This window comes from Chryseobacterium sp. 27AL, assembly GCF_057815395.1.
In genome coordinates this window covers 46377-70627 of sequence record NZ_JBYRIW010000003.1, presented here as the reverse complement: position 1 = coordinate 70627, position 24251 = coordinate 46377, and the positions used below count along the sequence as shown (strand labels likewise).

Here is a 24251-nt window from a genome sequence, read left to right as displayed (position 1 = left end):
ATGCAGCTCGTTTGCCACTCCCTCAAGGAATCCAGATGTGAATCTTTCCGTGCAATCTCTCATACGATGTTGAGATTCACTTCGGGAATGACAAGCGTTGTGTTAAACTATGTAAATAGTCTTTACTCCCTAGTTAAAAAACTGAAATCTTAGACCAATCGTAACAAAGCCAACCTTGGAGGTCTCTTATAAGTGAAACGGCTCCGTGAACTTTTAGCAGCATGCAGGAAAATTCTCTCCGTGAACTTTGCGTTCTTAACGGCTGGGCAGAATCCAAGCCACGTCATCCATCATATGTAAAAACTACGTTATCTGCCAAATCTGCGTGCTAATTCTTAACGCAAAGGATTTCCTGCACAACTATTATTTAGAGAAAGCAAAGCATGAATCAGCAGGCTGATTGATGAAGCGTCTGTTTAAGCTTTGCGAAGCTAATTTATTTTCCTTTACCTTCTGAAATCAACGATATGAAAAACTCATCTTTGCGTTGAAAAATTTCCGCAGCTAAAATCATCAGTTAAATTTTATTTCAAATTAAACCGATAGACGTTGCCTCCGGTTTTTTTATCCTTTTCATCGGCGATCAGCAATGTTTTGTCATCAATAAAAGTGATGGCTTCTTTCTGAGAATTATGATCCAAGGATATTTTCTGAATCTTGGCGGAATTAAAATCGTTCTCCGTAAAACCCGTGAGAATCTGAACATTTTTATGGTTCAGCAAAACAATTTTATCCCCGGTACGGTTGATTGCCGCTGAAGTAATGGCAGCATCACTATATCCTCCATCAAGCTTTAATGTACCAATTAATTTTGCCTCAAAATCTCCTTCCCTGTTAGGAACTTTAAAAACGAGAAAAGTCCCGTCAAAACCCTTGCTTCGGTTTTTGGTAAACAGGTAAAAATTTCCTTTCGTCTCTACAAAAGCTTCACAGTCGTAAAGCCATTTTGATTTTTTCGGAGGAAATTCTGTCTGCCCTTCATAATGAAATCTTGTCGTCTGGATTACCTCTGTTGACTTTTGTGAAGCATCTTTAAGATCAACTTTTAAAATAGAAAGATTTTGGCGGTCATTGTCGTTATTCCCAAAATCCCCGATATAAAAATTTCCCTCAGAGTCTGTTGTGATATCTTCCCAGTCGTTGTTTTCAGCATTATTTACCAGCACGTCAGCAATTTGCTTTCCTTGCCTGTCAAGACCATAAATAACGTTCTTGTTTCCCCGATCTTCGATGGCCCAGATCGTTTGCTTATCTTTAGACAAAGCAATTCCTGAAACTTCTTTAAGCTTTTTAGGCAAAGAAAATTCTACTTCCAAACCGCCGTTATTGGGAGAATCCTGAGCTTTAGGATTACAGCTCAATAGTAAGAATGCCGATAAAACAAGAACTCGTAACATATTTATTTTTTTAATTTTTTAAACTGAAAATAAGAGAATCTGATATTTTTCTCTAAATTATTGATCATCTGCTGATGATGAAGAAAAAATCCTGCTGCCAGACCGATCAGACTTCCAATAATGGTGTCAAGTAATCTTGCATGCATCAGAGATTCAACATTATGGTGAACCGTACTCCCTGTTTCTGCCAGAAGAATAGTTAGAGGGGTGATAAACACAACCGCAAAACCGTAATTTCTGACAATCAATAATTCAATAACGAATTGAAGAACCGTGATGATCACAATCATGAACACCTTTTCAGGATTGAACAAAAGAATAATCCATGCAAAGCCGATTCCGATAAAAGTTCCAAGGATCCTGTGCATATTTCTCTGCCTTACATGCTCAAAATTCCGACCCTGAATAATAGCAACCGCCGAAATAGATATCCAATAGGTATTGTTAAACTGTAACAGATGCCCGACGATCAGTGTTAATGCCATAAAAAAGCCAATGATCGTACTTTCTACAAACTTGGTATATCGTCTTTTGTTAAATGTTCTTCTCGGGAAAGTAATGACTTCGCTTTTTTCAATAAAAACCGAATATAAAAAAGCCAATGAGCATGATAAAATAGCTCCCATCGCCATAAGCCCCACTCTGGTGGGAATCATTTCCAGATCAAATTTGTAAGTGCTTGCCATAGCCGCCACCATGATAAAGAAAAAATTTCCGGGCGGTGGAATTTTATAATAAGAAGAGATAAAATGTGCCAGAAAAGCAATAATACCCAATGATAGCGCTGCCGCATAGGCATTAAATCCAAAAAAAGAGCTTACCGAAAATGAGAAAACGATTCCAAATGCACAAACTGCCAGGTGAATCATTCGCTGCGTGATCGGGGCAGAAGTAAAATATAAAATCGTTAATGCTCCCAAACTGGAAAGCGCTCCATAATTAGGTTTCCCTGAATAATAACCAATAAACAGGCAGCTCCCGATACAAAGTGCCGCAAGAAAAGGAAAATGCCATTTGCGCTCGGTCTGCTTAAATTCCAACAGATATTGAAAACGGTGATGTATCGGATTCTTTACCTTCATTTTACTGTAACTGTTTAGCCTTTTCCCACAAAACATCCATTTCCTCCAGTGACATTTCTGCTAATTTTAAATTTTGTTCAGAAGCTAAATTTTCCATTTTCTGAAATCTTGAAATAAATTTTAAGTTGGTTCTTTCAAGGGCAGAATCCGGATTAATTCCTGAAATTCTTGCATAATTGATCAGGGAAAAAAATACATCTCCGAGTTCCTGTTCCTTTTTATCCGGATCTGTTTCAGCATGAAACTCCTGAATTTCTTCATCTACTTTTTTCCAGGCGTCTTCCGCATCGTGAAATTCAAACCCGATTCCCTTTACCTTATCCTGAATGCGATAAGCTTTTACCATGCTTGGCAAACTTTTCGGAACGCCGCCTAAAATTGATTTATTACCTTCTTTAAGCTTTAATTTTTCCCAGTTCTGCTTTACCTCTTCTTCATCTTTTACCTCGGTATCTCCATAAATATGAGGATGACGGAAGATCAGTTTTTCATTGAGTGAATTAATGACATCTGCAATATCGAAACTTTCTTTTTCTGAACCTATTTTGGCATAAAAAACAAGATGCAGCAATACGTCGCCCAATTCTTTTTTGATTTCCTGTAAATCATTCTGAAGGATCGCATCTGATAGCTCGTAAGTTTCTTCCAGTGTTAAATGGCGAAGGGATTCCAGCGTCTGTTTCTGATCCCACGGGCATTTTTCACGCAGATCATCCATAATATCCAATAATCTTCCGAACGCTTCCAGTTTTTCCTGTTTGGTATTCATAATTGAGAATTCAAGTCTTACAAATTTACGGGAAATATTCTGTTTGGTTCTTTTGCGTTAAAATTTAAACGACAGATGGGCACTGATTTTCGCAAATGCAGGCATCGCTTCTGAAAGCGGAACACAAAGTTCTCGGAGAAAATGTTCCTGCATGTTGCTGAAAGGTTCACAGAGACGTTCTACTTATAAGAGACCACTAGGTCTGGCTTCACGACAATTGATCACGCTACTGAACGGTTCTTTCTGAAGGCAATGTTATATAAAATTAATCTGCAAAAACTCACCACAACGTTTGTCATTCCCGAAGGGAATCTCAACATCGTATGAGAGATTCGCATGGAAAAATTCGCGTCTGGATTCCCTGCGGGAATGACAAACGGATGCCTATTCTGGTACTCCAATGAAAATCTTTGATTTTCTTTCTTCTATGCTCTGAAATGTTTTCAAAGCATTCATCTTAAATCTCATGCTTCTAATGTGTTTTAAAGCTTTTGCCTCTTTTGTGGTTAAAAATCTACAGTTTATTTTGAATTCCTTTCCACGATCAGCCAAGCGGCATCAAGCATTTTCACGAGCTGGATATACGGGATAACGATCCTATTTTCCTGATCACATCTGGAATTTCCCAGCGAGAAATACACCAGCGCCGACAGAAACTCATCGAATTCTTTCAGGCTGCAGACTTTAAAAGCATTCCGAAATACCCGCACCGGAATCCGGTATTCTTCTTTTGAGAGGGAATTCGGAATCATAAGATGGATGTTTTCTGAAGCTCTGAGCATTTCCTTCTTTGCTTTTTCCCCAATCAGGCGGCCGGCCCGCACCAATGACCGCAATGACTGGTGCAGGTGGAAAATTTCCGCAAGCTCTTTTCTGATCCGGGCTTTCGGCTGTACCGAACACTGCAACATCATGCTGAGCGTTTCTTTCACTTCACTCAGTTCATTGAACTGGAAAAATGCCTCCAGCAATCCTACTGCAGAATATTTCCGGGTGCCGGACCAGAACCGGGCTTCGAAGTCGGTTTTTTTATTTTTCATCATTTTTAACTATCCGTTATTAAGCATAATACGTTTAACGCAAAGAGTCACTAAGATCTTTTTTATAGCCACTGTTTTTAAGTTCGGAAAGGCGCTTCACTCAGCAAATGATACATGTGCTTCAAGAGATCAACAATTGAATAAGCATTGCGATCATTCGCTGAACATAAACTGAAGATTTACGAACATAGTTCAGTCTTGGCGACGGTAAACTAACAAATAACAAAGCATTGCTTTGCGATCGTAGCGTCAGATATTCAATAGTAATCAGTTGTTTAATTAATATCCCACTGATTACGCTGATTAGATGCGATTTATCAAATTAACTTATTTATCGCAACGCAAAACAGTGAAATGTTAACTTTTTGAAATGCTTTTAAGGCACACAGGCCACTTCGCCTATTAAGATTATACAAAAATTTTTCAATCCTTAAGCATACCGGAGCCGGCCTGCCTTTTGGCAGGCCATTACCGGATGTTCACAACAATCACTACGCTGCTGTATGCAGACCGTGTACTTTTTTTTAAATTCCTTTCGGGATGAAAATAATTTGGAAAATTGACAGAAAGCCAGTACTTTTAAGGGTGAGTTTAAGCGTACTTCGGCTTTCCTTTAGGCATAAAGGAATTTCGGAGGGTGGCGGTTTTTGGGTGAGGCTATACCCCGCCTTCCTGCACTTGCGGGCAGTTTTGTATAGCGCTGTCATGGGCTAAGCTGCAAGGCCGCAGTTATTACGGCGGACCTGTGAGCGACGGGATTAAAATTTTCTTTCTCATCATTTGTGTAGTATGAAAGTTTTCACCTGAAACCTGCGTAAAGGCTACATTTTTGCCGACGTTGTTGACTCGGAATGCGTCTTTTTAATTGGTCTTCCAGGCTGATTGTTAATTCGCTGATACAAATGTAAAAAATAATTTTAAAACACCCAACATATTGGGTTATTTTTTTAATAAATATGCAAAATATATTTTCTTTCGAAACTACCGGATTTGATTTTGAATTTATAAATCATGTAAGAAAGATCCGAAAAACCAAGAAACTTAGCGCAGAACAGCTAAGTCTAAAAATGGGTGTAGCAAAAAGTTTCGTAAATAATGTAGAATCCTATACACAACGTCATAAATATTCTACCCGTCACATTTCATTGCTGGCAAAAGCTTTCGGCTACAAAAATATTTCAGAACTGATGGACTTCCCTACTCCGCAACATGACCGAATAAAAGTCACAGTGAAACAGGTTTATAATGAAAGCGGAACGAAGGTGATGGAGAGTGAGGTGGTGGGGATTGAGGGGATTGAGTGAGAAAGTTTTTTGTAATTTTTTACTTAAAATTTTAATAGTTATAAGCCTACTAAATATAGCAAGTAGGAGTAAATATATATTAAAATTAAAAGTTAGTTGTAAAATTTATTATTCTGAGATTATTGTATAGATACGTTCATAAATAATTCTTTAGTAGCTAAATGTTAAAAACTATACATTTAATAAAAATATTTTTCAAGCGATCATTATATTTCTCCATATATTTTGCTTTAAAAAACGTATTTTCGTATTCAATAAACTTTCCAGAATTTCACATAGTTAATTTCAAAAATGGAAAATAATAAGTATAAGTTTTGAAAATATATATAAATGACTAAAGAATATGTAGAACAGTTAATTTCCAACATGGAAAATGACTGGATAGAGAGAACAATCTCAATAAGAGAAGATAAACTTGGTCCAGCAATTTGTGCATACTCTAATGATTTTCCAAACCATAAACATCCCGGTTATATCTTACTAGGTGTAAATGATGACGGAACCTTAGCCGGAATGAAATGGACAGACGATCAGTTACAGACCATTGGAAATATTAAAACTAATGGAAAAGTCTTACCACAGCCATCCATTGTTGTTAGCCCAGTTTTTAAATTTCCAGAAGGAGAAGTGGTTGTAATTGAAGTAAAACCATCGACTTATCCACCTGTAAGATTTGATGGAAGATGCTGGATTCGAGTTGGACCGAGGAGAGATAAGGCTACATTAGAAGAGGAACGTATATTGACTGAACGACGAGCTTCATATGCTAAAACATATGATTTAGTGCCCGCACTTGGTTCACATTTAGAAGATATAAGTGTGGAACTTTTTAAAATTAATTATTTAACCTCAGCAATTGATAAGGAAACTTTAGCGGAAAATGGGAGAACTATAGAAGAACAGTTATCTTCATTGCGATTTTATGATATAAAAGAAGACTGTCCAACTAATGCTGGTATTCTATTATTTGGTTTGAATCCTGAATTTTATCTACCGGGTGCTTACGTACAATATGTTAAATTTTCTGGAAAAGAAATAACTGATGATGTAGAATTTGAAAAAAAATTTTCAGGTGCCCTCATTACAGAATTAAGACAACTAGATGATTTTATAAGAGGAAATGTTATAAAAGAACGACCTATTAAGAATGAAACTTTTCAAGAAGAGCTCTTTTCCAATTATCCTTTTTGGGCACTTCGAGAATTAACAATGAATGCCGTAATGCATAGAAGTTATGAGTCAAATGCACCAATATACATATATGAATTTTCAGATAGAATTGAAATAATTAATCCAGGAGGACTATATGGAGAAGCTACTCCACAAAATTTTCCAAATGCAAGTGATTACAGAAATGTAGTATTAGCTGAAGCCATGAAAATATTAGGATATGTTAATAGATTTAATTATGGAGTGAAAAGAGCAAAAGTAGAATTAATAAAGAATGGAAATGGTGAGCCCGATTTTGATTTAACTTTAACGACAAAATTTAAGGTTACAGTTCCAATAAATAAATATTGGTTATGAGAACTATTACTTTTTTTAATAACAAGGGAGGAGTTGGAAAAACAACTACGGTTTATCATGTTGCATGGATGTTATCTGAATTAGGTATAAAAACAATTGCTGTAGATCTTGATCCACAATCCAATCTTACATCTATGTTTTTGAATGATGACCGACTTGAGGAAGTATATGAAAATAACAATCATTCAACAATATTGCACGCAATTACGCCTATTGTAAACGGTGAGCCTGCTGTGCAAGTTCACATTGAACATATTAATGATAATCTTGGGGTAATCCTTGGTAACCTGGCACTTTCAATATTTGAAGATCGATTAAGTGATGCTTGGTTAAAATGTTTAAATCGTGATATTTATTCTTTTCGTGTAACTAGTATCTTTAAAACAATCATTGAAGAAGCTGCGAGTCGGTTTGAGGCTGATGTAGTATTAATAGATGTGGGTCCGAATTTGGGAGCTATTAATAGAGCCGTTACTATAAGTTCAGATTATATAATTATGCCTGTAGCTTCAGACCTTTTTTCACTACAAGGTATAAAAAACTTAGGTACTACATTGAAGCAGTGGAAAGAAGAGTGGGAACAGAGAAAACACTACAAGCCACAAAATCTAACATTTAACATACCTGAAAATCATACCAATCCCATTGGATATATTGTGATGCAATACACAGCAAAAGATAGTCGACCAGTTAAATCTTATATAAAATGGGCTAATAGAATACCAAATGTCTTTAATGAGTATGTTTTAAATACCACTACTGATCACCAAATAAACAATGTTGAGACTGATCTAAATTGTATTGCTCTTCTAAAACATTATAGGAGCTTGGCACCAATGTCTATGGAAGCGCATAAGCCAATATTTTTGTTAAAGCCGGCAGATGGTGCTATTGGTGCACACGTCTATGCTGTTCAAAAAAGTTATGACGAATTTAAAAATTTGACGCAAAAAATTCTTGATAGATGTCCAAACATAAATTATTGAATTCCTAACAAAAAAGAAGGTGTATCACAATTAGATAATGTGGGTTGAGAATCGTTTAAACGAAAACCCTTCTCCTATAGGGATACAGGACAATTTCATAAAAAAGGCCGTTTTCACGAATTGTGAGACGGCCTCTTCTATTGTAAAATAAGATAAATCAATTATCCCTGTTTTCTGTGCGTGCTTTTAGGAGCGGCTTTGGCTGCGGAAGTGGCTTTTACTTTTGGAGCGGCTGGCTTTTCAGCTTTTGGGGCTGCTTTTTTAGGCGCTTCTTTTTCTACGTTTACTTCTTCAGTTGCCGGTTCGCCATCCAGTGTTTCAGGCTCTGCTTTTACAAAGCTTTCCGGAGTGATATATCCTGCTTTCTGAAGAATGTTGTACCACTGTGCCAATTTTTTGATATCAGAAGCGTAAACTCTTTCTGTATCGTAGTTTGGAAGAGAAGCCGTCATGAATTCTTTTAATTCGGCATCTGTTGCTTTGTGGTGAATCGCTTCTTTGTACTCGTAGTTTTTCGCAATATTTTCAAAAACTTCGAACAAAGGAACTTCTTTTTCAAATGTGAACATCGCGATATTATCCAGCAGGCTCACCTGGCTTGAATTACCGATGCTTACTTTTTTCTTCGTTGTAACGTCTTCAATGATAAATCCGTTTCTTAATTGAGAAACTAATTTGTAAAGTCCTGGTTTTCCTGAAATTGAAATTATTTTTTCTAACAGCATAATTTTATTTTTTGTAAATTCTGCAAGCCGCTGTTTCACTTCGACAAGCTTGGTGTGACAACTTTTTGCGCTTTATTATTTCTTCTTTTTATTTAAACTATTTGGGGAATCTCATTTTATAATTGATGCTTACGTCACCCTGGGTAATTTTTGTCAGCTTTCCTTTTACCAGCTTCTTTTTCAAGGCACTTAAGTGGTCTGTGAACAAAATTCCTTCAATGTGATCGTATTCATGCTGAATTACACGGGCTCTAATATCGGAAAAAGTTTCTGTATGTTTCACAAAATTTTCGTCATAATATTCGATCACGATGGTTCCTTTTCTCTTTACATCTTCTCTCACATCAGGAATAGAAAGGCATCCTTCGTTGAATTTCCACTCTTCCCCGGATTCTTCAAGAATTTTAGCATTGATGAAAACCTTTTTGAACTCTGCCAGTTCATCTTTAATATCTTCATAGTCCTCATCTTCCGCCAGCGGGCTCACATCGATCACAAACAGACGGATATCCAGTCCGATCTGCGGGGCAGCCAGGCCAATTCCGTTGGCACTGTACATGGTCTCGAACATGTTTTCTATCAATTCCTGCAGGTTGGGATAATCTTTATCAATATCCTTTCCTACTTTTCTTAATACGGGGTCACCAAAGGCTCTTATCGGTAAAATCATCTTGTTCTTTGTTCTAAAAAATTCTGCAATATGATGGTTGCACTTACTTTATCTATTAATCCTTTCTGCTGTCTCTGTTTTTTATTTTTTCCGCTCTGGGAAATAAAAAAAGAAGCCATCTTGGACGTAAATCTCTCATCGAAGCGGTTGACTTTAACCGTTGGAAATTCGTTTTTAAAAATATCTATAAATTTTAAAATGTCGGTTTCCACTTCGGAAATATTTCCTTTCAGATCTACAGGAAGGCCTATTACCACTTCATCTACTTTGTTTTCACTGAAATATTTCTTTAAAAATTCAGTTAAAGCCTGCGTAGGCACGGTGTCCAGACCGCTTGCAATGATCTGCATATCGTCGGTTGCGGCAATACCACAACGTGCCTTTCCGTAGTCTATTGCAAGGATTTGTCCCATAGGTTTGCAAATTTAGTAAATTTTAATGATTTTATTCCAAACACATTTTTTTTATAAATCATGTTTTTATTCCGCTATTTTTTTTATAATTTTAATTTTCTAAAAACGAAAATATGAAGAAACTCATTCTCGTAAGACATGCGAAAAGTGACTGGCCCGAAGAAACAGAGGACTTCGACAGACCTTTGGCAGACAAGGGGTTAGAAGAAGCCATGCAGATGTCCAGGTTTATGAAAAATAACAATGTGGCAATCGACTATTTTGTGTCGAGCCCGGCTGTACGTGCATTGAATACATGCAAAATCTTCAATCAGTCTTATGACATCAATATGGTCACGAATGAGAAACTTTATAATCCTTCGGAAAGCAATTTTGAGTCTGTGATCTATGATTTAGATGACAATGTAAATTCTGTAGCATTTTTCTCCCACAATAATGGAATTTCCAATTTTGCCAATTCTATTTCTGAAGATATCTTCCACTTCCCGACTTGTGGTGTTGCGGGTTTTGAGATCGACTGCAATTCGTGGTCGGAATTTGACGGAGCCAAAAAGAGACTGCTCTTTTTTTATGATCCGGGAAAAATTAAATAAATCGTCTGTAAATAGAGGCTTTTGCCATTCTGAGAGCAGCGAAGAATCTTCATAAATCAAACAACGGATTTTCATAGAGAATTCATACACATTAGCCACAGAAGAATTTTGATAATTTTGAAAAATATTTTAGAGCACATTAGAAAAAAATCAAAGATTTTTAAAAATTTGGGTGTTCTAAAATATGCGCAACGCTTTATCATTTAATCTAATATGACTTATGTGTTAAAAGCTTTGTCACTTTTGTGGTTACATAAAAAGTTCAAACAAACTTAACCCATCATTTTCGGCTAAAGCCTTTTTCTCCAATCCAAAACAGAAAGACGGGCTAAGCCCGTCCCTATTGATAACCATCCCCTGAATGATTTTTTATAAATTATTTCCGTCTCAAATCCAGATCATCAAAATCAAAACTGAAATCGGTAACATCGGAAATCGGTTTCAGTCTGGCAGACTGCGCTTTTCCTGTCTCGTCATAGTCGAAAATAATATAAGCATCGGCATCATAGCTTCTGTCATCCCATTTGATAATAAAAGAATTATTGGAAAAAGGCAGTAATTCCCCTTTTAATCTTGGAGAATTTTTACAGAAAATCCTGTAAGCATTTCCCTGCTGTGAGATTTCTACATCGCCAAACCATTTGTCGCTATAGGTTCCGACGAATTGTTCTGCTTTTGGCTGAAGGTTTTTATCCTTTCGGAAAGCTTCTGATTTGGCAAAGGCTTCTTTTTTCTGTTTGTCAAAACCTTCTTCCATTTTCTTCATTCTGTCGCTATACGTTTTCAGCCAGTTACGGTCTGCAATACCTAAATAAGAATCTTTTATGGTGTTGGTAATCGTACTGAAAGCAGCTCCGGACTGTTGATTCGTTAAAACGACAATTCCCAATTTCATATCCGGGATCAGCGTAAACTGCGTAACCGTTCCGATTAATCCGCCGGTGTGCTGAATTTGTTTATGACCTTTCACATCACTTAAAAACCAGCCCATTCCATATCCGTAGAAACTGGTGTCATAAGGATTTTTTGCCGCCACTGCATCTGGAATCTGTAAGCTCCAAAGCTGATGAACGTTTTTATCTGAAACTAATTTTTTACCGTCTTTCGTGGTGAAATTATTCAACAGAAATTCTGCCCATGTTGTCATGTCTTTAATATTGCTCAAAATTCCTCCCGCAGCATTGCCTGTTTCGTTCCAGTCGTGGGGAACGGCAACGGCTTTTCCGTCAACCGGAGCATGCGCATCGATTTTATTGGCAACAGCTTTTGCCCTGTTGTAGCTTCCGAAACTTGAAGTCATCCCGACAGGTTTCATAATTCTCTGTTCGATAAATTCTGCCCAGCTTAATCCTGAAACTCTGTGAATGACTTCACCGGCAACAATGAACATGATATTATTATAATCTAATGTTGTTCTGAAAGGATTTTCAGGCTTTAAATACCGTACATTGTGAACAATATCATTGACCGTTAAATTTCCGCCTTCCGGAAAGAACATCAAATCTCCTTGTCCCAGTCCCAGTCCGGTTCTGTGCGTCACCAAATCTTTAATGGTAACATTTTGAGAAACATACGGATCATACATCTGAAATTCAGGAATATATTTGGAAACTTTATCGTCCCAATCCAGCTTTCCTTCATCGGCTAAAATAGCCAAAGCCGTACACGTAAAACCTTTGGAGTTGGAGGCGATTCCAACAAGTGTATTGTCATCCATCGGTTGTTTGGTCATTAGAGAGCGTACGCCAAATCCTTTTGAATAAATCACTTTGCCATCTTTGATAATTCCCACTGACATACCCGGCACATCGAATGTTTTCAGGGTATTTTGTACAAGTTCATCAAGTTTTTTCTCTTCCACCTGTGCGTTCGCAATACCGACAGCAAGTAAAAGAAGGAAAAAAGAAAGTTTCTGCTTCATTTAATTTTTGCCTAAAGGTAATAAATTATGACGTCTGATTTAATCTTAATTTAAGACGTTTATTTATATCTTTTTAATGTTCTTAAAAAATCAGTTTCCGGAATTTTTTTTAAAGTTTATCTTTGTAAAAATTTAAACATTAAATGAAAACAAAAAAACTATTGACATTATTCCTATTAATTTCCGGTCTAAGCTTTTATTTTTCCCAAGAAGTTGTCATTAAAGACGATAAAGTTCTGCTGGATGGGAAACAGATCCTGAAAGCCGAAAAAATCAATGTACTGCAGTATTCATTTTACAGCATGAAAGATGATGAAGAAATCCTTATGTTCAGACAAATGGATAATGAAACGCCCAAATATATGGATGATGATTACTATGTTCTAAATTTCCTCACTGAAAAAACAAAGGTTGAATCCACTGATTTTACAAAAATCTTAAATTTCATGAACTCCAGAAAAGCGATGGAAAAGCTGATCAAATGGTTATTAAAAGAAAGAGTAATCAATAATGATGGTGAATTGAATCCTGAAAGAGTGCAGACATTTAAAGAAAAATACGACGAAAATATTACCGACAGAACCTTCAGATAATGACCAAAATCCTTCTTCTTTCCGATTCCCATTCATATATTGATGACCGTATTTTAGAATATGCCGGGCAGGCAGATGAAATATGGCATGGTGGTGACTTTGGAAGCATGGAAGTGATTGAGCAGCTGGAAAAAATAAAACCGCTAAAAGGCGTTTACGGAAATATCGACAATGCTAAAATCCGTTCGGAATTCCCTGAAGTGAATCGTTTCTTTTGCGAAGGTGTGGAAGTTCTGATGATCCACATCGGCGGTTATCCGGGAAAATATACTCCGCTGGCAAAACAGGAAATTGCGGGAAAAGCTCCAAAGCTATTTATTTCAGGCCATTCGCATATTTTGAAAGTGATGTTTGATCAGAAAAACAACCTGCTTCATCTCAATCCGGGAGCATGTGGAAAGCAGGGATGGCACAAAATGAGAACGATGATGCGTTTTGTAATCGACGGTACGGAAATCAAGGATCTGGAAGTGATTGAATTGGGGCCTAAATTTTAAACACGGATCTCACTAATGTTTCACGAATATCACTAATTTAATTTGTGGAAATTTGTGAAAATATTTGTGCATTTTGTGTTTTAGAAAAATTATGAAAATAGGAGATAAAGTTTCGGTGGTAGATGAAGATTTGAGCGGGATTGTAACTTCGGTCAACGGAAATGTTGTTGTTTTTAAAGATGAATATGGTTTTACACATCAGTATCCGAAAGAAAAACTGGTTCCGAAAAATTCAGATCTGTACGAAAATATTAAAGTTGAAAAAAAAGCAGAGCCTAAAAAAAACATTTCTAAAAAACATCAGAAAAATGCTTTGGTTCTTGACCTTCATTTTCATAATCTTGTTAAAAACCCTAATGATTATGACAGTTTTGAAAGGCTTTTCATTCAGAAGGAAAGATTACTCGAAACGTTGAATCTTTGCAGGAAAAATCATCTTAAAAGATTAGAGATCGTTCACGGTATTGGAGACGGAACCCTTCAGCGAATGGTTCTGGATATCCTGGAAAGCCAGACCGGACTTGATTTTTACAATAAGGAAATACTTCATCATCAATCAGGTGCGGTAATGGTAGAATTTCACTAAATTTGCAGGAATTGAAATATGAATATACTTAATTTACTTTTCACCAAAGACGGACTGACTTACCAGATTGCCAGGAATAAAAGCATTGTGGAAGAAAAATCGTATTTCGTAAATGAAGAATCTCCGGAAAATCTTATTTCAGATAAACTGGACGAAGTACTGATTAAACAAAGGTTTGATGAAATTCATGTTGTTTCGGCACTGAATCATTTTACACTGATGCCGGAAGGATTTTCGCAGCATGAAACAGGATTTGATCTGATCGCATTCAATGCCCCTGTTGACAAGGAAAAAGAAGAGCTGATGCTGTCGATCAATGAGAAGTTCAAAGTTCAGTTTTATTACACATTCCCTAAGGATTTTTACAGAAAGATCAAAGATTTGGCTTTACCTGTGAATTTTAATTTTTCGGGCGAGAAGTTTCTGAATTCCATCCATAATAAAAATAATAAGGAAATTCACATTAATCTTTATCACAATCAATGTGAGTTTTTTGCCATAGACAACAGGAAAGTTATTTTATATAATAATCTGGATGTTAATTCTGAGGTTGATTTTCTTTACTTCATCATGTTTACCTTAAGCAAGATCGGTTTTGGGATCAATGAAACGAATTTCTTTGCTTACGGAGAAACTACGGAAAATGAAACCTTTATTTCCGAACTTCAGAAATTTGTGAAAAATTTAAAAATCATATTCGATAATATTCCGAATAAAAATTTTATACTAAATTAGGTTACAGGAAGCAGTTACCAGGTTTAAGTCACCCGCATGCTTTATCTACAATCTAAAACTTAACAATTATGTACAGAATCATTTCAGGCAAATGGAAAGCCAAAAAAATAGCTGCTCCAAAGAATTTTGATGTAAGACCGACGACGGATTTTGCCAAAGAAGCGCTTTTCAGTATTTTGGAAAATACGTATGATATGCAGTCGGTTTCCGTGCTTGATCTTTTTGCAGGGATTGGCTCCATCACGCTGGAATTTGCTTCCAGAGGCTGCCAGGATATAACTTCTGTAGAAATGAACCCGAAACACACGGCTTTCATCAATTCTACCGCTGCTGATTTAGATATGGCTTTGCAGGTGAATGTTCAGCGTGGTGATGTTTTCGACTGGCTTAAAAAATTCAGAAACAAAAAATCTTTTGAAATTGTTTTTTCCGACGCTCCATTTGAAATGGAAGAGAAAAAGTACCAGGAAATCATTTCCCTGGTCTTAAACAATAAATACCTGAAAGAAAACGGCGTGCTGGTCATTGAGCATCAAAGCCGTATGAAATTTGATCATCCGAACTTATACGACACCCGAAAGTACGGAAACGTGAGCTTCAGTTTTTTTAAGCCCAATAAAGGAGAGGTAAACGAAATACAAAATCAGGAATAATTTCCTGATTTTTTGTTTATACAATCTAAACTTTTAGGAGCTTTTTCCCGCTTTCCATTACAATCTTTTTTTTGCAAAAAAAGGATTTTCATTACAATCGGGGCTATTTTTAGTTTACATAGTAGTATACTTAGACTCTTTCGTCATCTATAGGAATCCTGACTGGAATATTTTATGCATAGTTTAGATCCTTACGGGATGACAAATTGAGTTAGTCTCTAAAAGATAAAGCTGTCTCATGTGAAACAGCTTTTATGTTATAATACTTTTAATTCTAAATCGATGGATCTTCCGAAGAATTTCTTGGAGATTTTTTCAAAATTTTTCGTTAAATCCGATAGATAAAAATGATAGCTCGGGTTGGGATTCTGATCATTGAGCAAATTGTATTTATCTAAAATAATCTTCAAATGATTGGCCACAATATTAGGAGAATCAATTACACGGACACGGTTACCATAATATTGTTTGATTTCATCGATTAATAAAGGATAATGCGTACAGCCTAAAATCAGGGTTTCAATATTCTTCAGCTTACTGTTGCTCAAGTAATTATAAATAATTGCATGGGTAATGGGATGATTTTTAAAACCCTCTTCAATGGCCGGAACCAATAAAGGCGTCGCCAGCTCATCAACCTTGATCCATTTATTATGTTTTCTGATGCTCTTTTTGTACAGACCGGAATTTACTGTAGCTTTAGTCGCAATAACGCCGACGTTATTATGAATTTCATAAGAAACTTTCTCCGCGACAGGATTAATTACATCAACCACCGGCACTTTCCCTGCAACGGAAAGCATCACTTCATTTAGTGCATTCGCCGTCGCCGTGTTACAGGCAATGACGATAGCCTTACAATTTTGCTCCAGCAGAAAATTAGTGATTTTCGTAGAATATTCAATGATGGCTTCTCTCGATTTTTCACCGTAAGGAAGGTGTTTGGTGTCTCCGAAATAAATAAGATCTTCATGAGGAAGCAGCCGCTTAATTTCTTTAGCAACCGTTAATCCACCCACACCACTATCGAAAATCCCGATAGGCTGTTTCGGTGAAAGATGCGAGTAATCTTGCTTTTTAGTTTTCAAAATAACGTTGAAATTTTATGCAAAAATAAGGAATTTTGTCACGTAAAATATTACGTGAAATTAATTTAGACAATAAACAGGTCAGAGGCAATTCCATCTGCCATAAACCAGTGCTTTTCCGGAATTTTCAGATGGTTGTTTTCAACGATTAATATCTTTTCTTTAAGTTTTGACTGAATCTCTTTCTGGGAATGTTCTATTATTTCACCATTGAATTTTTCTTTCAAACGATTTAAATCAACTCCCCAAATCGTCCTTAAACCAATCATAATCATTTCATTAAATTGATCTTTAAGAGAAAGAATTTCTTCTTCTTTAGCCAGTATATTTGAATTGAGTTTTTTAATATATTGCTGATTATTGGCAACATTCCAGCTCCTGATATCATATCCGTTATAAGAATGTGCAGACGGCCCAATGCCCAGATATTCTTTGTATTTCCAGTATGAAGAATTGTGCTTTGAATAAAAATCAGGCTTAGCAAAATTGGAAACTTCATAATGTTCAAATCCGTTATCCTTCAGGAAATCTGATAAATAATAGAATTCCCTGTTCTGCTCTTCTTCTTTCGGACTCTTTATTTTACCTTTTGAAATCCAGTTTTCCAGGGCGGTTTTAGATTCAACTGTCAGCGCATATGAAGAAATATGCGGAACCTGAAGTGCAATGGTTTTATTTAAATTTTTCTTCCAGATTTCCAGATTAGACGTCGGCGAACCGTAAATGAGATCAATGCTAAGATTTTCAAATCCGAAATCCTGGGCTCTTTTGATGGAGCCCTCAGCTTCTGACGCAGTATGAGCGCGATTCATCAATTTTAAATCAGCTTCAAAAAAACTTTGAGTCCCGATTGATAAACGATTTATCGGAGAATCAGCTAAGCCTTTAAGAAAGGTTTTGTCCAGATCATCCGGATTGGCCTCTAAAGTAATTTCAATATCATGATCAAAAGTGAAATATTTCAAAACCTCATCAATCAGAGATTTTATTTCATCAGATGAAAGGATGGACGGTGTGCCCCCGCCAAAGTACAGCGACTGCAGGTTTTTATTCTGCAGTTCATCATTCCGCATGGAGATTTCCTTTTTCATCGCAGCCAACATTTCATCTTTAAAGTTCAAAGATGTTGAAAAATGAAAGTTGCAGTAGCTGCATTTCTGTTTGCAAAAAGGAATGTGAAGGTAAATCATTTTATAATAAAAAACAGCCAAGATACTAAAGCACCAATTAAAAAACCAGAAATATGAACAACATTATCTGAATTTGTAATTAATCCAAAAAGAACATTCAATAACAAATATCCTGAAGTAACAAATATGGCAGTTTTGTTTTCTTTAAAGCCATTTGCGCAACTTACTCCAAATATTCCTCCTATTACACCAAATATAGCTCCTGAAGCTCCTAATCCTACATAGTTATCATGATGAAAGCATAATGTTATTATAATAGATAAAATTCCTGAAGTAAAATATATAATGCTTAATCTCTTTTCCCCAAAGATATCCTTTGCAAAAACACCAGCGAATGAAAGAATAAACATATTATAAACTATGTGTGGTAGACTACCATGCATAAATATTGCTGTTAACAAACGCCAGATTTCTCCTTGAGCTATTTTTTCACTACTAACCGCTCCAAAAACAACCAGATCTTCAGTTTTAGGATAAAAAATATCTACCTGCAAAAAAGCCAATACTAAATAATAGATTATATTCAAGTTAATTATGACTGGTAAAAAATAATGACCTTTTTTAGGAATAAGAAAATTCAAAATTGATAAAAACTCATCACTTTTTTTATCATAACCTACTTCTTTATAAGGTATAAAAATTAAAGAGAAAAGTATGATGAGCAATCCACCGACTAGAATTTTAAAATATAAATATAAAAAATAGTCAGCCTTTTTGGTCTTATTTGAAACAGGCTTTAAAATGAGTGCTGATTTATCGTGATTAAAAATTAATTTATCAAAAGTTTCTTTTTCATCAGATTGAAAAACCTTTTCAAAATGATGTTCTTTAGAAAAATTCTTTTTTTCAAAATAATTAATCGTATTTTGGATAAACTTTTTTGCTGCAGCTTTTTTTTTGTTATCTGATAAACTATAACTAATTGTTGTATCTTTAATTTCAGAATACCATATCTTAGAAGTGGCTTTAATAGAAGCAGAATCTTTAAAAATAGGAGCAATAAAGAAAATCTGCATTTGCATTTTTTCTCCATTTCTTCCAACTATTTTTGTTTGAAAATCGCCCTTGCCTTGTCTCTGATCAACGTATAACTTATTTATTTCATACTCGGAAATAGCACGATCAAATTTAATCTCTGAAACATTATTGACACTAATACTCCTATAAAAATATTTGGTAAAAAACATCTGAGAAATGATCATAAGAAAAAGAATCAAAATCCAACAGATCAATATGTATACAAAATTATCTTTCTCTTTATTTTCAAACTGGAGTACTATAAATTTATTCCTTATTAAAATGACAGAAATAATAGAAATAAAAAACGGAATGATAAACTCCCAAGTTAAAAGCTTTATATCTATTCCTGCCTTTAATTCTATTAGATATCTAAGGAAAAAACAAATCAAGGTTGATATCAAAATCGACACTAACAGAGCAGGAAAAATACTTTTAATTTTCCTAAAATAGTTTTTCATCGTTTGTATTGAAACACATAGCACCAATTCCACTGAATCGGTGCTATAATTTTTATTTAAATTTATTTAAATTAAATCAATTAATATCTATAACCTCTGTGGTTAATGAAGTTGTCGAAGTTATATCCTACTCCTAACATAAAGCTGTTTCCTCCATATTCCTGGATATCAGACAATCCGATGTTGTAAGTAGCTCCCACCATGAATTTGTTAAATCTTACTTTTACAACCGGTGCAATCTGTAACTGCTGACTGTCGAATCTATTCTGAACGGTTCTGTAGTTTACTCCGAAAGAGAATGAGTTGATATCGTTAAAGAATGTAGCCATAAGGTTACCGTCAATCGTTCTTGTAGAGTTTGTATTTAAGTTGATTAATACAGACGGTGTCAGATACATATTATCTGCAAAATGCCAGTCCCATCCTAAATTCAAGAAGAATTTGATTGGAGAAGGCTCACGTCCGTTTACAATTGCCTCATCATTGGTAAGAGCAATATCGTTCACGGAAACTGAAGCAAAGATATTTCTGTAAGTAGCGGCTGCTCCGAAGTTGGCATAAGCCATGAAGATGTTACTTTCACTTCCCTGCAATAAAGGGTCTGAAGCATCTTGGGTATTAATTTTTGAATAATCAAAATTCATGTTGTATAAGCTAACGCTTGTACCGAAAGAGAACTGATCTTTTCTGTCTCCTTCACTGCTAAGAGGAATAAAATATGAAGCACCAGCCGTAATACCTCCTGCGGAAATAGGACCATTACTGTCTCTGAATACTGATAAACCCGCACCTACTCTATCAAATATGTTCGCATTGATCCCCACTGACTGTACGTTTGGAGACTCACTGAACTTCGAAAATTGCTGCTGATAGTTAAGATTAAGCTGCACATAGTCGGTCTTTCCGTATTGTGCCGGGTTGAACAGAAAATCACCATCTAAAAGGTATTGTTGATAGTATGGTAATGTTTCTTGTGCTTTGTATGCATTTGACAAAAGAGCTAAACATACGATAGCATATAGTTTTCTCATAACAAATCTTGATTTCAATTCAACAAATATAAAAAAATTCTCAATATATTTTTAGTTTTCTAAATAATTTCTCCATTTTTTTACAGCATCCGCCATATCTTTCGGCATTGGGCTTTCAAAATATAATTCTTTCTTTGTGGTGGGATGTATAAATCCTAAGGTATGGGCATGAAGTGCATGTCTAGGCAAAATTTCAAATACATTTTTTATAAACTGCTTGTACTTAGGAAGATTCACTCCTCGGAGAGGCGTATGCCCTTCATACCGTTCATCATTAAACAAAGTGTGACCGATGTGTTTGAAGTGCGCTCTGATCTGGTGTGTTCTTCCCGTTTCGAGTTTACATTCTACCCAGGTCATATATCTGAATCTTTCCAGAACCTTGTAATGGGTTACTGCGTGCTTTCCTTGACTACCGTCTTCATATGTGTGCATCTGCATCCTGTTTTTAGGATGGCGTCCTATATGGCCTCTTATGGTTCCTTCATCATCCTGTACATTGCCCCAGACAAAAGCCCAGTAGAGTCTCTTTGTTTTTCTGTCGAAAAACTGTTTGGCCAAAAAGCTTAAAGCATATTCATTTTTTGCGATCACCAGGAGCCCGGAAGTATCCTTATCAATTCTGTGAACTAATCCTACCCTGTCGAGATCAGATTTTTCTCCATTTTGTTCAAAGTGATAAGCTAATGCATTCACTAAAGTTCCGTCCCAATTCCCAAATCCCGGATGCACCACCATTCCCGGATCTTTATCTACAACAATCAAATCGTCATCTTCATATACAATATTGATGGGAATATTCTGAGGAACAATGACATTTTCTCTCGGAGGATGCGCGAGCAATACAGAAATCTGATCTCCCGGTTTTACACGATAGTTCTGTTTAACAGGGTTTCCGTTAACGACTACGTTTCCGGCTCTGCAGGTCTGCGAAATTTTATTTCTTGAAGAATTCTGACGAAAAATCAAAAGGAACTTATCAATCCTCAAAGGCTCCTGACTTTTATCCACAGTAATATTGAGATGCTCGTACAATCCCTTATTTTCCTCATCAATATCAATATTATCAATACTGTTTTGGTCTAATAATTCTTCATCTAAAAAATCTTCGTTATCTTCTGCCATTGTTTTATTTTTTATACAAAAGGCTTCAACGTAATAAAAGTTGAAGCCTGTATTTTTATGAGAATTACTTATTATTCTACTACTACTTTTTTAGCTTTCGGTTTTTCCGCCGTTTTTTGAGTTGAAACGGCAGGCTTATTATTGGGAACTGTATTTCCGTTAGCTGTATTGGAAGTTGTTGTTTTCGGTTTTGCACCTTCATTGGCCGAAACGGTTGTTTTTGCGCCAGATTTCTGAGGTTCCGAAGAAGAAGGTTTCGGGCTTTCTCTTTTTGGTGGAGCAGGAACCTGAGGTTCTTCATATGCCGGCTCATGATAAGCAGGAACTTCCTGATACTGTATTGGAGGTAATCCTGTATCTACTTTCATTCGGTATACAGAATTCAGCTCTTCAATTTTTGCTCTCAATTCTGCAGGAGTTCTCTTACTTGCCCAAAGATCCATCTGCATTCCCTGATCTCTCACATCTCCGGCGGCAGGATCCTGATAATAAATAATATCGGATTCATCTTTACTTCCGTCTTCATGTTCTACAAGACCCACTTCAAACATACTTCTGGCGATCACCGCTCTTGCTTCTTTTACGGTAAGTCCGACAACATTAGGAATGGAAATATTTCTCAACGGTCCTGAACCAATAACAACATCTACTACAGAGAATCTCGGAACTTTAGTCATAGGTTTTACAGGATTTCCTTTAAAGAGAATCCTTAATACGGCATCTCTCTGAATGCTTGGTTCATAAATGGTATCACCGACTTTTAATCCTACCTGTTCCAGCCTATGAAAAGCCAACACTGAATATTTGTTAATAACATCCGGTATAGCAACAGGGGCCCAGGTCTTCGGATTGACCATTATCTGGATTAATGCTTCTGGTTTCACACGAGAATGTGGTAAAGGATATACTTTTAAAACCTGATAAGGTTTATACTTAGGATCATAATTAAAACTATCAATCTTATATTTCAAACCAGCATCCTCTAATACTTTTACGGCATCTTGTGCTGTCATGTTCATTACATTCGGGACAGGAATTTCCTGACCGTGATCGGTATAATATTCCAACCAACGGAACGTAAGCCAAATCAATCCCACAAAAAGTGCCATTGATAATAATAAATTAATTAAAACTTTCCAGTGGAAAAGTGATTTAAACATGTTTCAAAAAACTTTAAATGTAATGGCAAATATAATTAAAGTTTTTAAAATGCTATTTATTTGATTCATATCTTATTTCTTAATATTTTATATTGAGATGCGTCTTATTAAATCATAAACTATCAATACAAACAAAGAGACCGTCCCACAACTCATGGAAACGGCCTTTTTATGAATTTTTCTCACGTTTCTCTATGAGAACGTTTTTCGTTTAAACAATTCTTATATCATTTAGTTATGAGAATGAATCTTTTTATTTTTAATCATCACAATGACTAACTCCTCCATTTGATGTTAAATGATATATCTTGCCATCGCCAATATTACAATAATGGCTACCTTGTGCGTATCCTGTTCCTTCATTGGCATTCCCCATATGATAAGCACAACTACCGGAATGAGTTACCCATGTACCATTACTTTGCTGAATTGCAATACTGCAAGCACGTCCTCCCACTACACCTTTTAATTGTGTTCTTGAAAGTTTTTTTAAGTTTTTCATAAAATATTTTTTTTGATTTTCCTACTCTAAAAGCTTTTCGGAATCCGCTTTATTAAAAATAATAAAAAAACAAACACTCTAACCATGTATTTAACTATTTCATTAAATTTGCCCCAATTGATACTTTACAAATATGAGCAAAAAAGGTGTTGCCGTAGTGATGGGAGGCTATTCTGATGAATATGTTGTATCATTAAAAAGCGGACAATTAATATATGATTCTCTGGACAGAAATCTTTATGATGTATACAAAGTGATTATTCTTAAGGATGAATGGTATTTTTTAGATGAAAACAATCACAAATTCCCGATCAGCAAGGGTGATTTTTCAGTAGCCTTAGACAATAACAGGACCTTAAAATTTGATGTCTGCTTCAATATTATTCACGGAACACCGGGTGAAAATGGAATTCTCCAGGCATACTGGGATGCTATCGGACAGAAATATACCGGATGTGATTTTTATCAGAGTGCTCTTACTTTCAATAAAAAAGATACTTTAGCTGTACTTTCAAAATATGGTATTCCTTCTGCAAAAAGTGTGTACTTAAGAAAGGGGGAAAACATCAATATTGATGAGATCATAGATAATCTCGGGTTACCTGTTTTTGTAAAACCAAATCAGTCGGGATCTTCTCTGGGAATTTCAAAAGTTAAAGAAAAATCTGACCTCATTGCAGCTACAGAAATTGCCTTTAAAGAAGATGATGAAATTTTAATTGAAAGTTTCCTTAATGGAATGGAAGTTTCAGTAGGAGTTATTGATTATAAAGGTGAAACTATCGTTTTGGGAATCACGGAAATTGTTCCTAAAAATGAATTTTTTGATTATGAGGCCAAATATGAAGGCGCTTCTGAAGAAATTACCCCCGCAAGGATTGACGACGAAACAAGAATCCGCGTGGAGGAAATCGCAAAAAAAGCATACAACTCTCTGGGGATGAGCGGTTTTTCACGCAGCGAATTTATTCTGATGGACGGAATTCCTTATATGCTGGAGATGAATACCAATCCTGGATTCTCCCCTGCCAGCATCCTTCCGCAACAGGCAAAGATTTACGGAATTTCCATCACAGACCTTTGTGGCAACGAGGTTGAAAAAGCTTTACATAAAAATTAAAATACAAAGGCTGGAAGGTAGAAGTTAATAACTCTGTAATTACCTCATCATTCATAGCCCATAACT

Annotated in this window: 25 protein-coding genes; 10 read left to right on the top strand and 15 right to left on the bottom strand. The window is 35.8% G+C overall.

Annotated elements, in window-relative coordinates:
* Nucleotides 1-524: 524 nt before the first annotated feature.
* From AC3WV0_RS07840 to AC3WV0_RS07825, 4 genes are all read right to left on the bottom strand, one after another.
* Complete coding sequence (locus tag AC3WV0_RS07840; protein WP_488845469.1) at nt 525-1397, bottom strand: hypothetical protein; 873 nt, start codon at nt 1395-1397, stop codon at nt 525-527.
* A 2-nt stretch (nt 1398-1399) separates the two neighbouring features.
* Nucleotides 1400-2479 carry an FUSC family protein gene (locus tag AC3WV0_RS07835; protein WP_488845467.1) on the bottom strand — a complete coding sequence of 360 codons (1080 nt, stop codon included), beginning with the start codon at nt 2477-2479 and terminating at the stop codon, nt 1400-1402.
* A 1-nt stretch (nt 2480) separates the two neighbouring features.
* A complete protein-coding gene (gene mazG / locus AC3WV0_RS07830; protein WP_488845465.1) occupies nt 2481-3248 on the bottom strand; it encodes a nucleoside triphosphate pyrophosphohydrolase in 768 nt (255 codons plus the stop codon).
* A 521-nt stretch (nt 3249-3769) separates the two neighbouring features.
* Nucleotides 3770-4291: a hypothetical protein gene (locus tag AC3WV0_RS07825; RefSeq protein WP_488845463.1), complete on the bottom strand. Its 522-nt coding sequence runs from the start codon at nt 4289-4291 to the stop codon at nt 3770-3772.
* A 953-nt stretch (nt 4292-5244) separates the two neighbouring features.
* On the opposite strand from AC3WV0_RS07825, the gene AC3WV0_RS07820 reads away from it, so the two are divergent.
* The 3 genes from AC3WV0_RS07820 (at nt 5245) to AC3WV0_RS07810 (ending at nt 8105) form a co-directional block, all read left to right on the top strand.
* Entirely contained in the window at nt 5245-5592 is a 348-nt protein-coding gene (locus tag AC3WV0_RS07820; RefSeq protein ID WP_488845462.1) for a helix-turn-helix domain-containing protein, read from the top strand.
* 330 nt (nt 5593-5922) lie between these two features.
* Nucleotides 5923-7119, top strand: coding sequence for an RNA/DNA-binding domain-containing protein (locus tag AC3WV0_RS07815; RefSeq protein WP_488845460.1), 1197 nt, complete (start codon nt 5923-5925; stop codon nt 7117-7119).
* Nucleotides 7116-8105, top strand: coding sequence for a ParA family protein (locus tag AC3WV0_RS07810; RefSeq protein WP_488845458.1), 990 nt, complete (start codon nt 7116-7118; stop codon nt 8103-8105). Before AC3WV0_RS07815 ends, AC3WV0_RS07810 begins: the two co-directional genes overlap by 4 nt.
* A gap of 161 nt (nt 8106-8266) precedes the next feature.
* Here the strand turns inward: AC3WV0_RS07810 and AC3WV0_RS07805 are convergent, their stop codons facing one another.
* The 3 genes from AC3WV0_RS07805 to ruvX form a co-directional block, all read right to left on the bottom strand.
* Nucleotides 8267-8830, bottom strand: coding sequence for a DUF5606 family protein (locus AC3WV0_RS07805; RefSeq protein WP_312900709.1), 564 nt, complete (start codon nt 8828-8830; stop codon nt 8267-8269).
* Nucleotides 8831-8927: 97 nt separating this feature from the next.
* Nucleotides 8928-9500: a peptide deformylase gene (gene def / locus AC3WV0_RS07800; RefSeq protein WP_089856665.1), complete on the bottom strand. Its 573-nt coding sequence runs from the start codon at nt 9498-9500 to the stop codon at nt 8928-8930.
* Nucleotides 9497-9913 (bottom strand): Holliday junction resolvase RuvX, encoded by a 417-nt coding sequence (gene ruvX, locus AC3WV0_RS07795; RefSeq protein ID WP_488845455.1) that lies wholly within the window; start codon nt 9911-9913, stop codon nt 9497-9499. Before ruvX ends, def begins: the two co-directional genes overlap by 4 nt.
* A 113-nt stretch (nt 9914-10026) precedes the next feature.
* Here ruvX and AC3WV0_RS07790 point away from each other — a divergent pair, with 113 nt between their 5' ends.
* Nucleotides 10027-10506 carry a SixA phosphatase family protein gene (locus AC3WV0_RS07790; protein ID WP_312900707.1) on the top strand — a complete coding sequence of 160 codons (480 nt, stop codon included), beginning with the start codon at nt 10027-10029 and terminating at the stop codon, nt 10504-10506.
* 376 nt (nt 10507-10882) lie between these two features.
* Here the strand turns inward: AC3WV0_RS07790 and AC3WV0_RS07785 are convergent, their stop codons facing one another.
* Complete coding sequence (locus AC3WV0_RS07785) at nt 10883-12427, bottom strand: serine hydrolase (protein WP_488845452.1); 1545 nt, start codon at nt 12425-12427, stop codon at nt 10883-10885.
* Nucleotides 12428-12570: 143 nt separating this feature from the next.
* Between AC3WV0_RS07785 and AC3WV0_RS07780 the strand changes: the two genes are divergently transcribed.
* From AC3WV0_RS07780 to AC3WV0_RS07760, 5 genes are all read left to right on the top strand, one after another.
* A complete protein-coding gene (locus tag AC3WV0_RS07780) occupies nt 12571-13020 on the top strand; it encodes a hypothetical protein (protein ID WP_248390861.1) in 450 nt (149 codons plus the stop codon).
* Entirely contained in the window at nt 13020-13517 is a 498-nt protein-coding gene (locus AC3WV0_RS07775; protein ID WP_488845450.1) for a metallophosphoesterase family protein, read from the top strand. Before AC3WV0_RS07780 ends, AC3WV0_RS07775 begins: the two co-directional genes overlap by 1 nt.
* A 91-nt stretch (nt 13518-13608) precedes the next feature.
* Nucleotides 13609-14103 (top strand): DUF8465 domain-containing protein, encoded by a 495-nt coding sequence (locus tag AC3WV0_RS07770; protein ID WP_488845448.1) that lies wholly within the window; start codon nt 13609-13611, stop codon nt 14101-14103.
* An 18-nt stretch (nt 14104-14121) separates the two neighbouring features.
* Nucleotides 14122-14838 carry a DUF3822 family protein gene (locus AC3WV0_RS07765; RefSeq protein WP_488845446.1) on the top strand — a complete coding sequence of 239 codons (717 nt, stop codon included), beginning with the start codon at nt 14122-14124 and terminating at the stop codon, nt 14836-14838.
* 68 nt (nt 14839-14906) lie between these two features.
* Nucleotides 14907-15491: an RsmD family RNA methyltransferase gene (locus AC3WV0_RS07760; protein WP_488845444.1), complete on the top strand. Its 585-nt coding sequence runs from the start codon at nt 14907-14909 to the stop codon at nt 15489-15491.
* A 257-nt stretch (nt 15492-15748) separates the two neighbouring features.
* On the opposite strand, the gene murI is transcribed toward AC3WV0_RS07760, so the two are convergent.
* The 7 genes from murI to AC3WV0_RS07725 all read right to left on the bottom strand — a co-directional run bounded on the left by murI (nt 15749) and on the right by AC3WV0_RS07725 (nt 23065).
* Nucleotides 15749-16579, bottom strand: coding sequence for a glutamate racemase (murI, locus tag AC3WV0_RS07755; protein WP_488845442.1), 831 nt, complete (start codon nt 16577-16579; stop codon nt 15749-15751).
* A gap of 65 nt (nt 16580-16644) precedes the next feature.
* Nucleotides 16645-17769, bottom strand: coding sequence for a radical SAM family heme chaperone HemW (gene hemW, locus AC3WV0_RS07750; RefSeq protein ID WP_488845440.1), 1125 nt, complete (start codon nt 17767-17769; stop codon nt 16645-16647).
* Nucleotides 17766-19247 carry a rhomboid family intramembrane serine protease gene (locus AC3WV0_RS07745; protein WP_488845438.1) on the bottom strand — a complete coding sequence of 494 codons (1482 nt, stop codon included), beginning with the start codon at nt 19245-19247 and terminating at the stop codon, nt 17766-17768. The genes hemW and AC3WV0_RS07745 overlap by 4 nt, the downstream gene beginning before the upstream one ends.
* 80 nt (nt 19248-19327) lie before the next feature.
* Nucleotides 19328-20278 (bottom strand): PorP/SprF family type IX secretion system membrane protein, encoded by a 951-nt coding sequence (locus AC3WV0_RS07740; RefSeq protein ID WP_312900701.1) that lies wholly within the window; start codon nt 20276-20278, stop codon nt 19328-19330.
* 51 nt (nt 20279-20329) lie between these two features.
* The gene (locus AC3WV0_RS07735; protein WP_488845436.1) at nt 20330-21403 is read right to left on the bottom strand and encodes an RluA family pseudouridine synthase; all 1074 of its coding nucleotides are present in this window, start codon (nt 21401-21403) and stop codon (nt 20330-20332) included.
* 71 nt (nt 21404-21474) lie between these two features.
* The gene (locus tag AC3WV0_RS07730; RefSeq protein ID WP_488845434.1) at nt 21475-22563 is read right to left on the bottom strand and encodes a PASTA domain-containing protein; all 1089 of its coding nucleotides are present in this window, start codon (nt 22561-22563) and stop codon (nt 21475-21477) included.
* 259 nt (nt 22564-22822) lie between these two features.
* Nucleotides 22823-23065, bottom strand: coding sequence for a bacteriocin-like protein (locus AC3WV0_RS07725; RefSeq protein ID WP_312900698.1), 243 nt, complete (start codon nt 23063-23065; stop codon nt 22823-22825).
* A 133-nt stretch (nt 23066-23198) separates the two neighbouring features.
* Between AC3WV0_RS07725 and AC3WV0_RS07720 the strand changes: the two genes are divergently transcribed.
* Nucleotides 23199-24185, top strand: coding sequence for a D-alanine--D-alanine ligase (locus AC3WV0_RS07720; RefSeq protein ID WP_488845432.1), 987 nt, complete (start codon nt 23199-23201; stop codon nt 24183-24185).
* The last annotated feature ends 66 nt before the right edge of the window (nt 24186-24251 follow it).

What these genes read in the sequence shown, in the direction of transcription:
- AC3WV0_RS07810 (WP_488845458.1), top strand. Translation starts at nt 7,116, where the DNA reads ATGAGAACTATTACTTTTTTTAATAACAAGGGAGGAGTTGGAAAAACA.
- AC3WV0_RS07805 (WP_312900709.1), bottom strand. Translation starts at nt 8,830, where the DNA reads ATGCTGTTAGAAAAAATAATTTCAATTTCAGGAAAACCAGGACTTTAC.
- hemW (WP_488845440.1), bottom strand. Translation starts at nt 17,769, where the DNA reads ATGATTTACCTTCACATTCCTTTTTGCAAACAGAAATGCAGCTACTGC.
- AC3WV0_RS07745 (WP_488845438.1), bottom strand. Translation starts at nt 19,247, where the DNA reads ATGAAAAACTATTTTAGGAAAATTAAAAGTATTTTTCCTGCTCTGTTA.
- AC3WV0_RS07725 (WP_312900698.1), bottom strand. Translation starts at nt 23,065, where the DNA reads ATGAAAAACTTAAAAAAACTTTCAAGAACACAATTAAAAGGTGTAGTG.
- def (WP_089856665.1), bottom strand. Translation starts at nt 9,500, where the DNA reads ATGATTTTACCGATAAGAGCCTTTGGTGACCCCGTATTAAGAAAAGTA.
- AC3WV0_RS07775 (WP_488845450.1), top strand. Translation starts at nt 13,020, where the DNA reads ATGACCAAAATCCTTCTTCTTTCCGATTCCCATTCATATATTGATGAC.
- AC3WV0_RS07740 (WP_312900701.1), bottom strand. Translation starts at nt 20,278, where the DNA reads ATGAGAAAACTATATGCTATCGTATGTTTAGCTCTTTTGTCAAATGCA.
- AC3WV0_RS07760 (WP_488845444.1), top strand. Translation starts at nt 14,907, where the DNA reads ATGTACAGAATCATTTCAGGCAAATGGAAAGCCAAAAAAATAGCTGCT.
- AC3WV0_RS07780 (WP_248390861.1), top strand. Translation starts at nt 12,571, where the DNA reads ATGAAAACAAAAAAACTATTGACATTATTCCTATTAATTTCCGGTCTA.
- AC3WV0_RS07790 (WP_312900707.1), top strand. Translation starts at nt 10,027, where the DNA reads ATGAAGAAACTCATTCTCGTAAGACATGCGAAAAGTGACTGGCCCGAA.
- AC3WV0_RS07815 (WP_488845460.1), top strand. Translation starts at nt 5,923, where the DNA reads ATGACTAAAGAATATGTAGAACAGTTAATTTCCAACATGGAAAATGAC.
- AC3WV0_RS07840 (WP_488845469.1), bottom strand. Translation starts at nt 1,397, where the DNA reads ATGTTACGAGTTCTTGTTTTATCGGCATTCTTACTATTGAGCTGTAAT.
- AC3WV0_RS07720 (WP_488845432.1), top strand. Translation starts at nt 23,199, where the DNA reads ATGAGCAAAAAAGGTGTTGCCGTAGTGATGGGAGGCTATTCTGATGAA.
- mazG (WP_488845465.1), bottom strand. Translation starts at nt 3,248, where the DNA reads ATGAATACCAAACAGGAAAAACTGGAAGCGTTCGGAAGATTATTGGAT.
- AC3WV0_RS07730 (WP_488845434.1), bottom strand. Translation starts at nt 22,563, where the DNA reads ATGTTTAAATCACTTTTCCACTGGAAAGTTTTAATTAATTTATTATTA.
- AC3WV0_RS07835 (WP_488845467.1), bottom strand. Translation starts at nt 2,479, where the DNA reads ATGAAGGTAAAGAATCCGATACATCACCGTTTTCAATATCTGTTGGAA.
- AC3WV0_RS07785 (WP_488845452.1), bottom strand. Translation starts at nt 12,427, where the DNA reads ATGAAGCAGAAACTTTCTTTTTTCCTTCTTTTACTTGCTGTCGGTATT.
- AC3WV0_RS07825 (WP_488845463.1), bottom strand. Translation starts at nt 4,291, where the DNA reads ATGATGAAAAATAAAAAAACCGACTTCGAAGCCCGGTTCTGGTCCGGC.
- AC3WV0_RS07735 (WP_488845436.1), bottom strand. Translation starts at nt 21,403, where the DNA reads ATGGCAGAAGATAACGAAGATTTTTTAGATGAAGAATTATTAGACCAA.
- AC3WV0_RS07770 (WP_488845448.1), top strand. Translation starts at nt 13,609, where the DNA reads ATGAAAATAGGAGATAAAGTTTCGGTGGTAGATGAAGATTTGAGCGGG.
- AC3WV0_RS07820 (WP_488845462.1), top strand. Translation starts at nt 5,245, where the DNA reads ATGCAAAATATATTTTCTTTCGAAACTACCGGATTTGATTTTGAATTT.
- AC3WV0_RS07765 (WP_488845446.1), top strand. Translation starts at nt 14,122, where the DNA reads ATGAATATACTTAATTTACTTTTCACCAAAGACGGACTGACTTACCAG.
- ruvX (WP_488845455.1), bottom strand. Translation starts at nt 9,913, where the DNA reads ATGGGACAAATCCTTGCAATAGACTACGGAAAGGCACGTTGTGGTATT.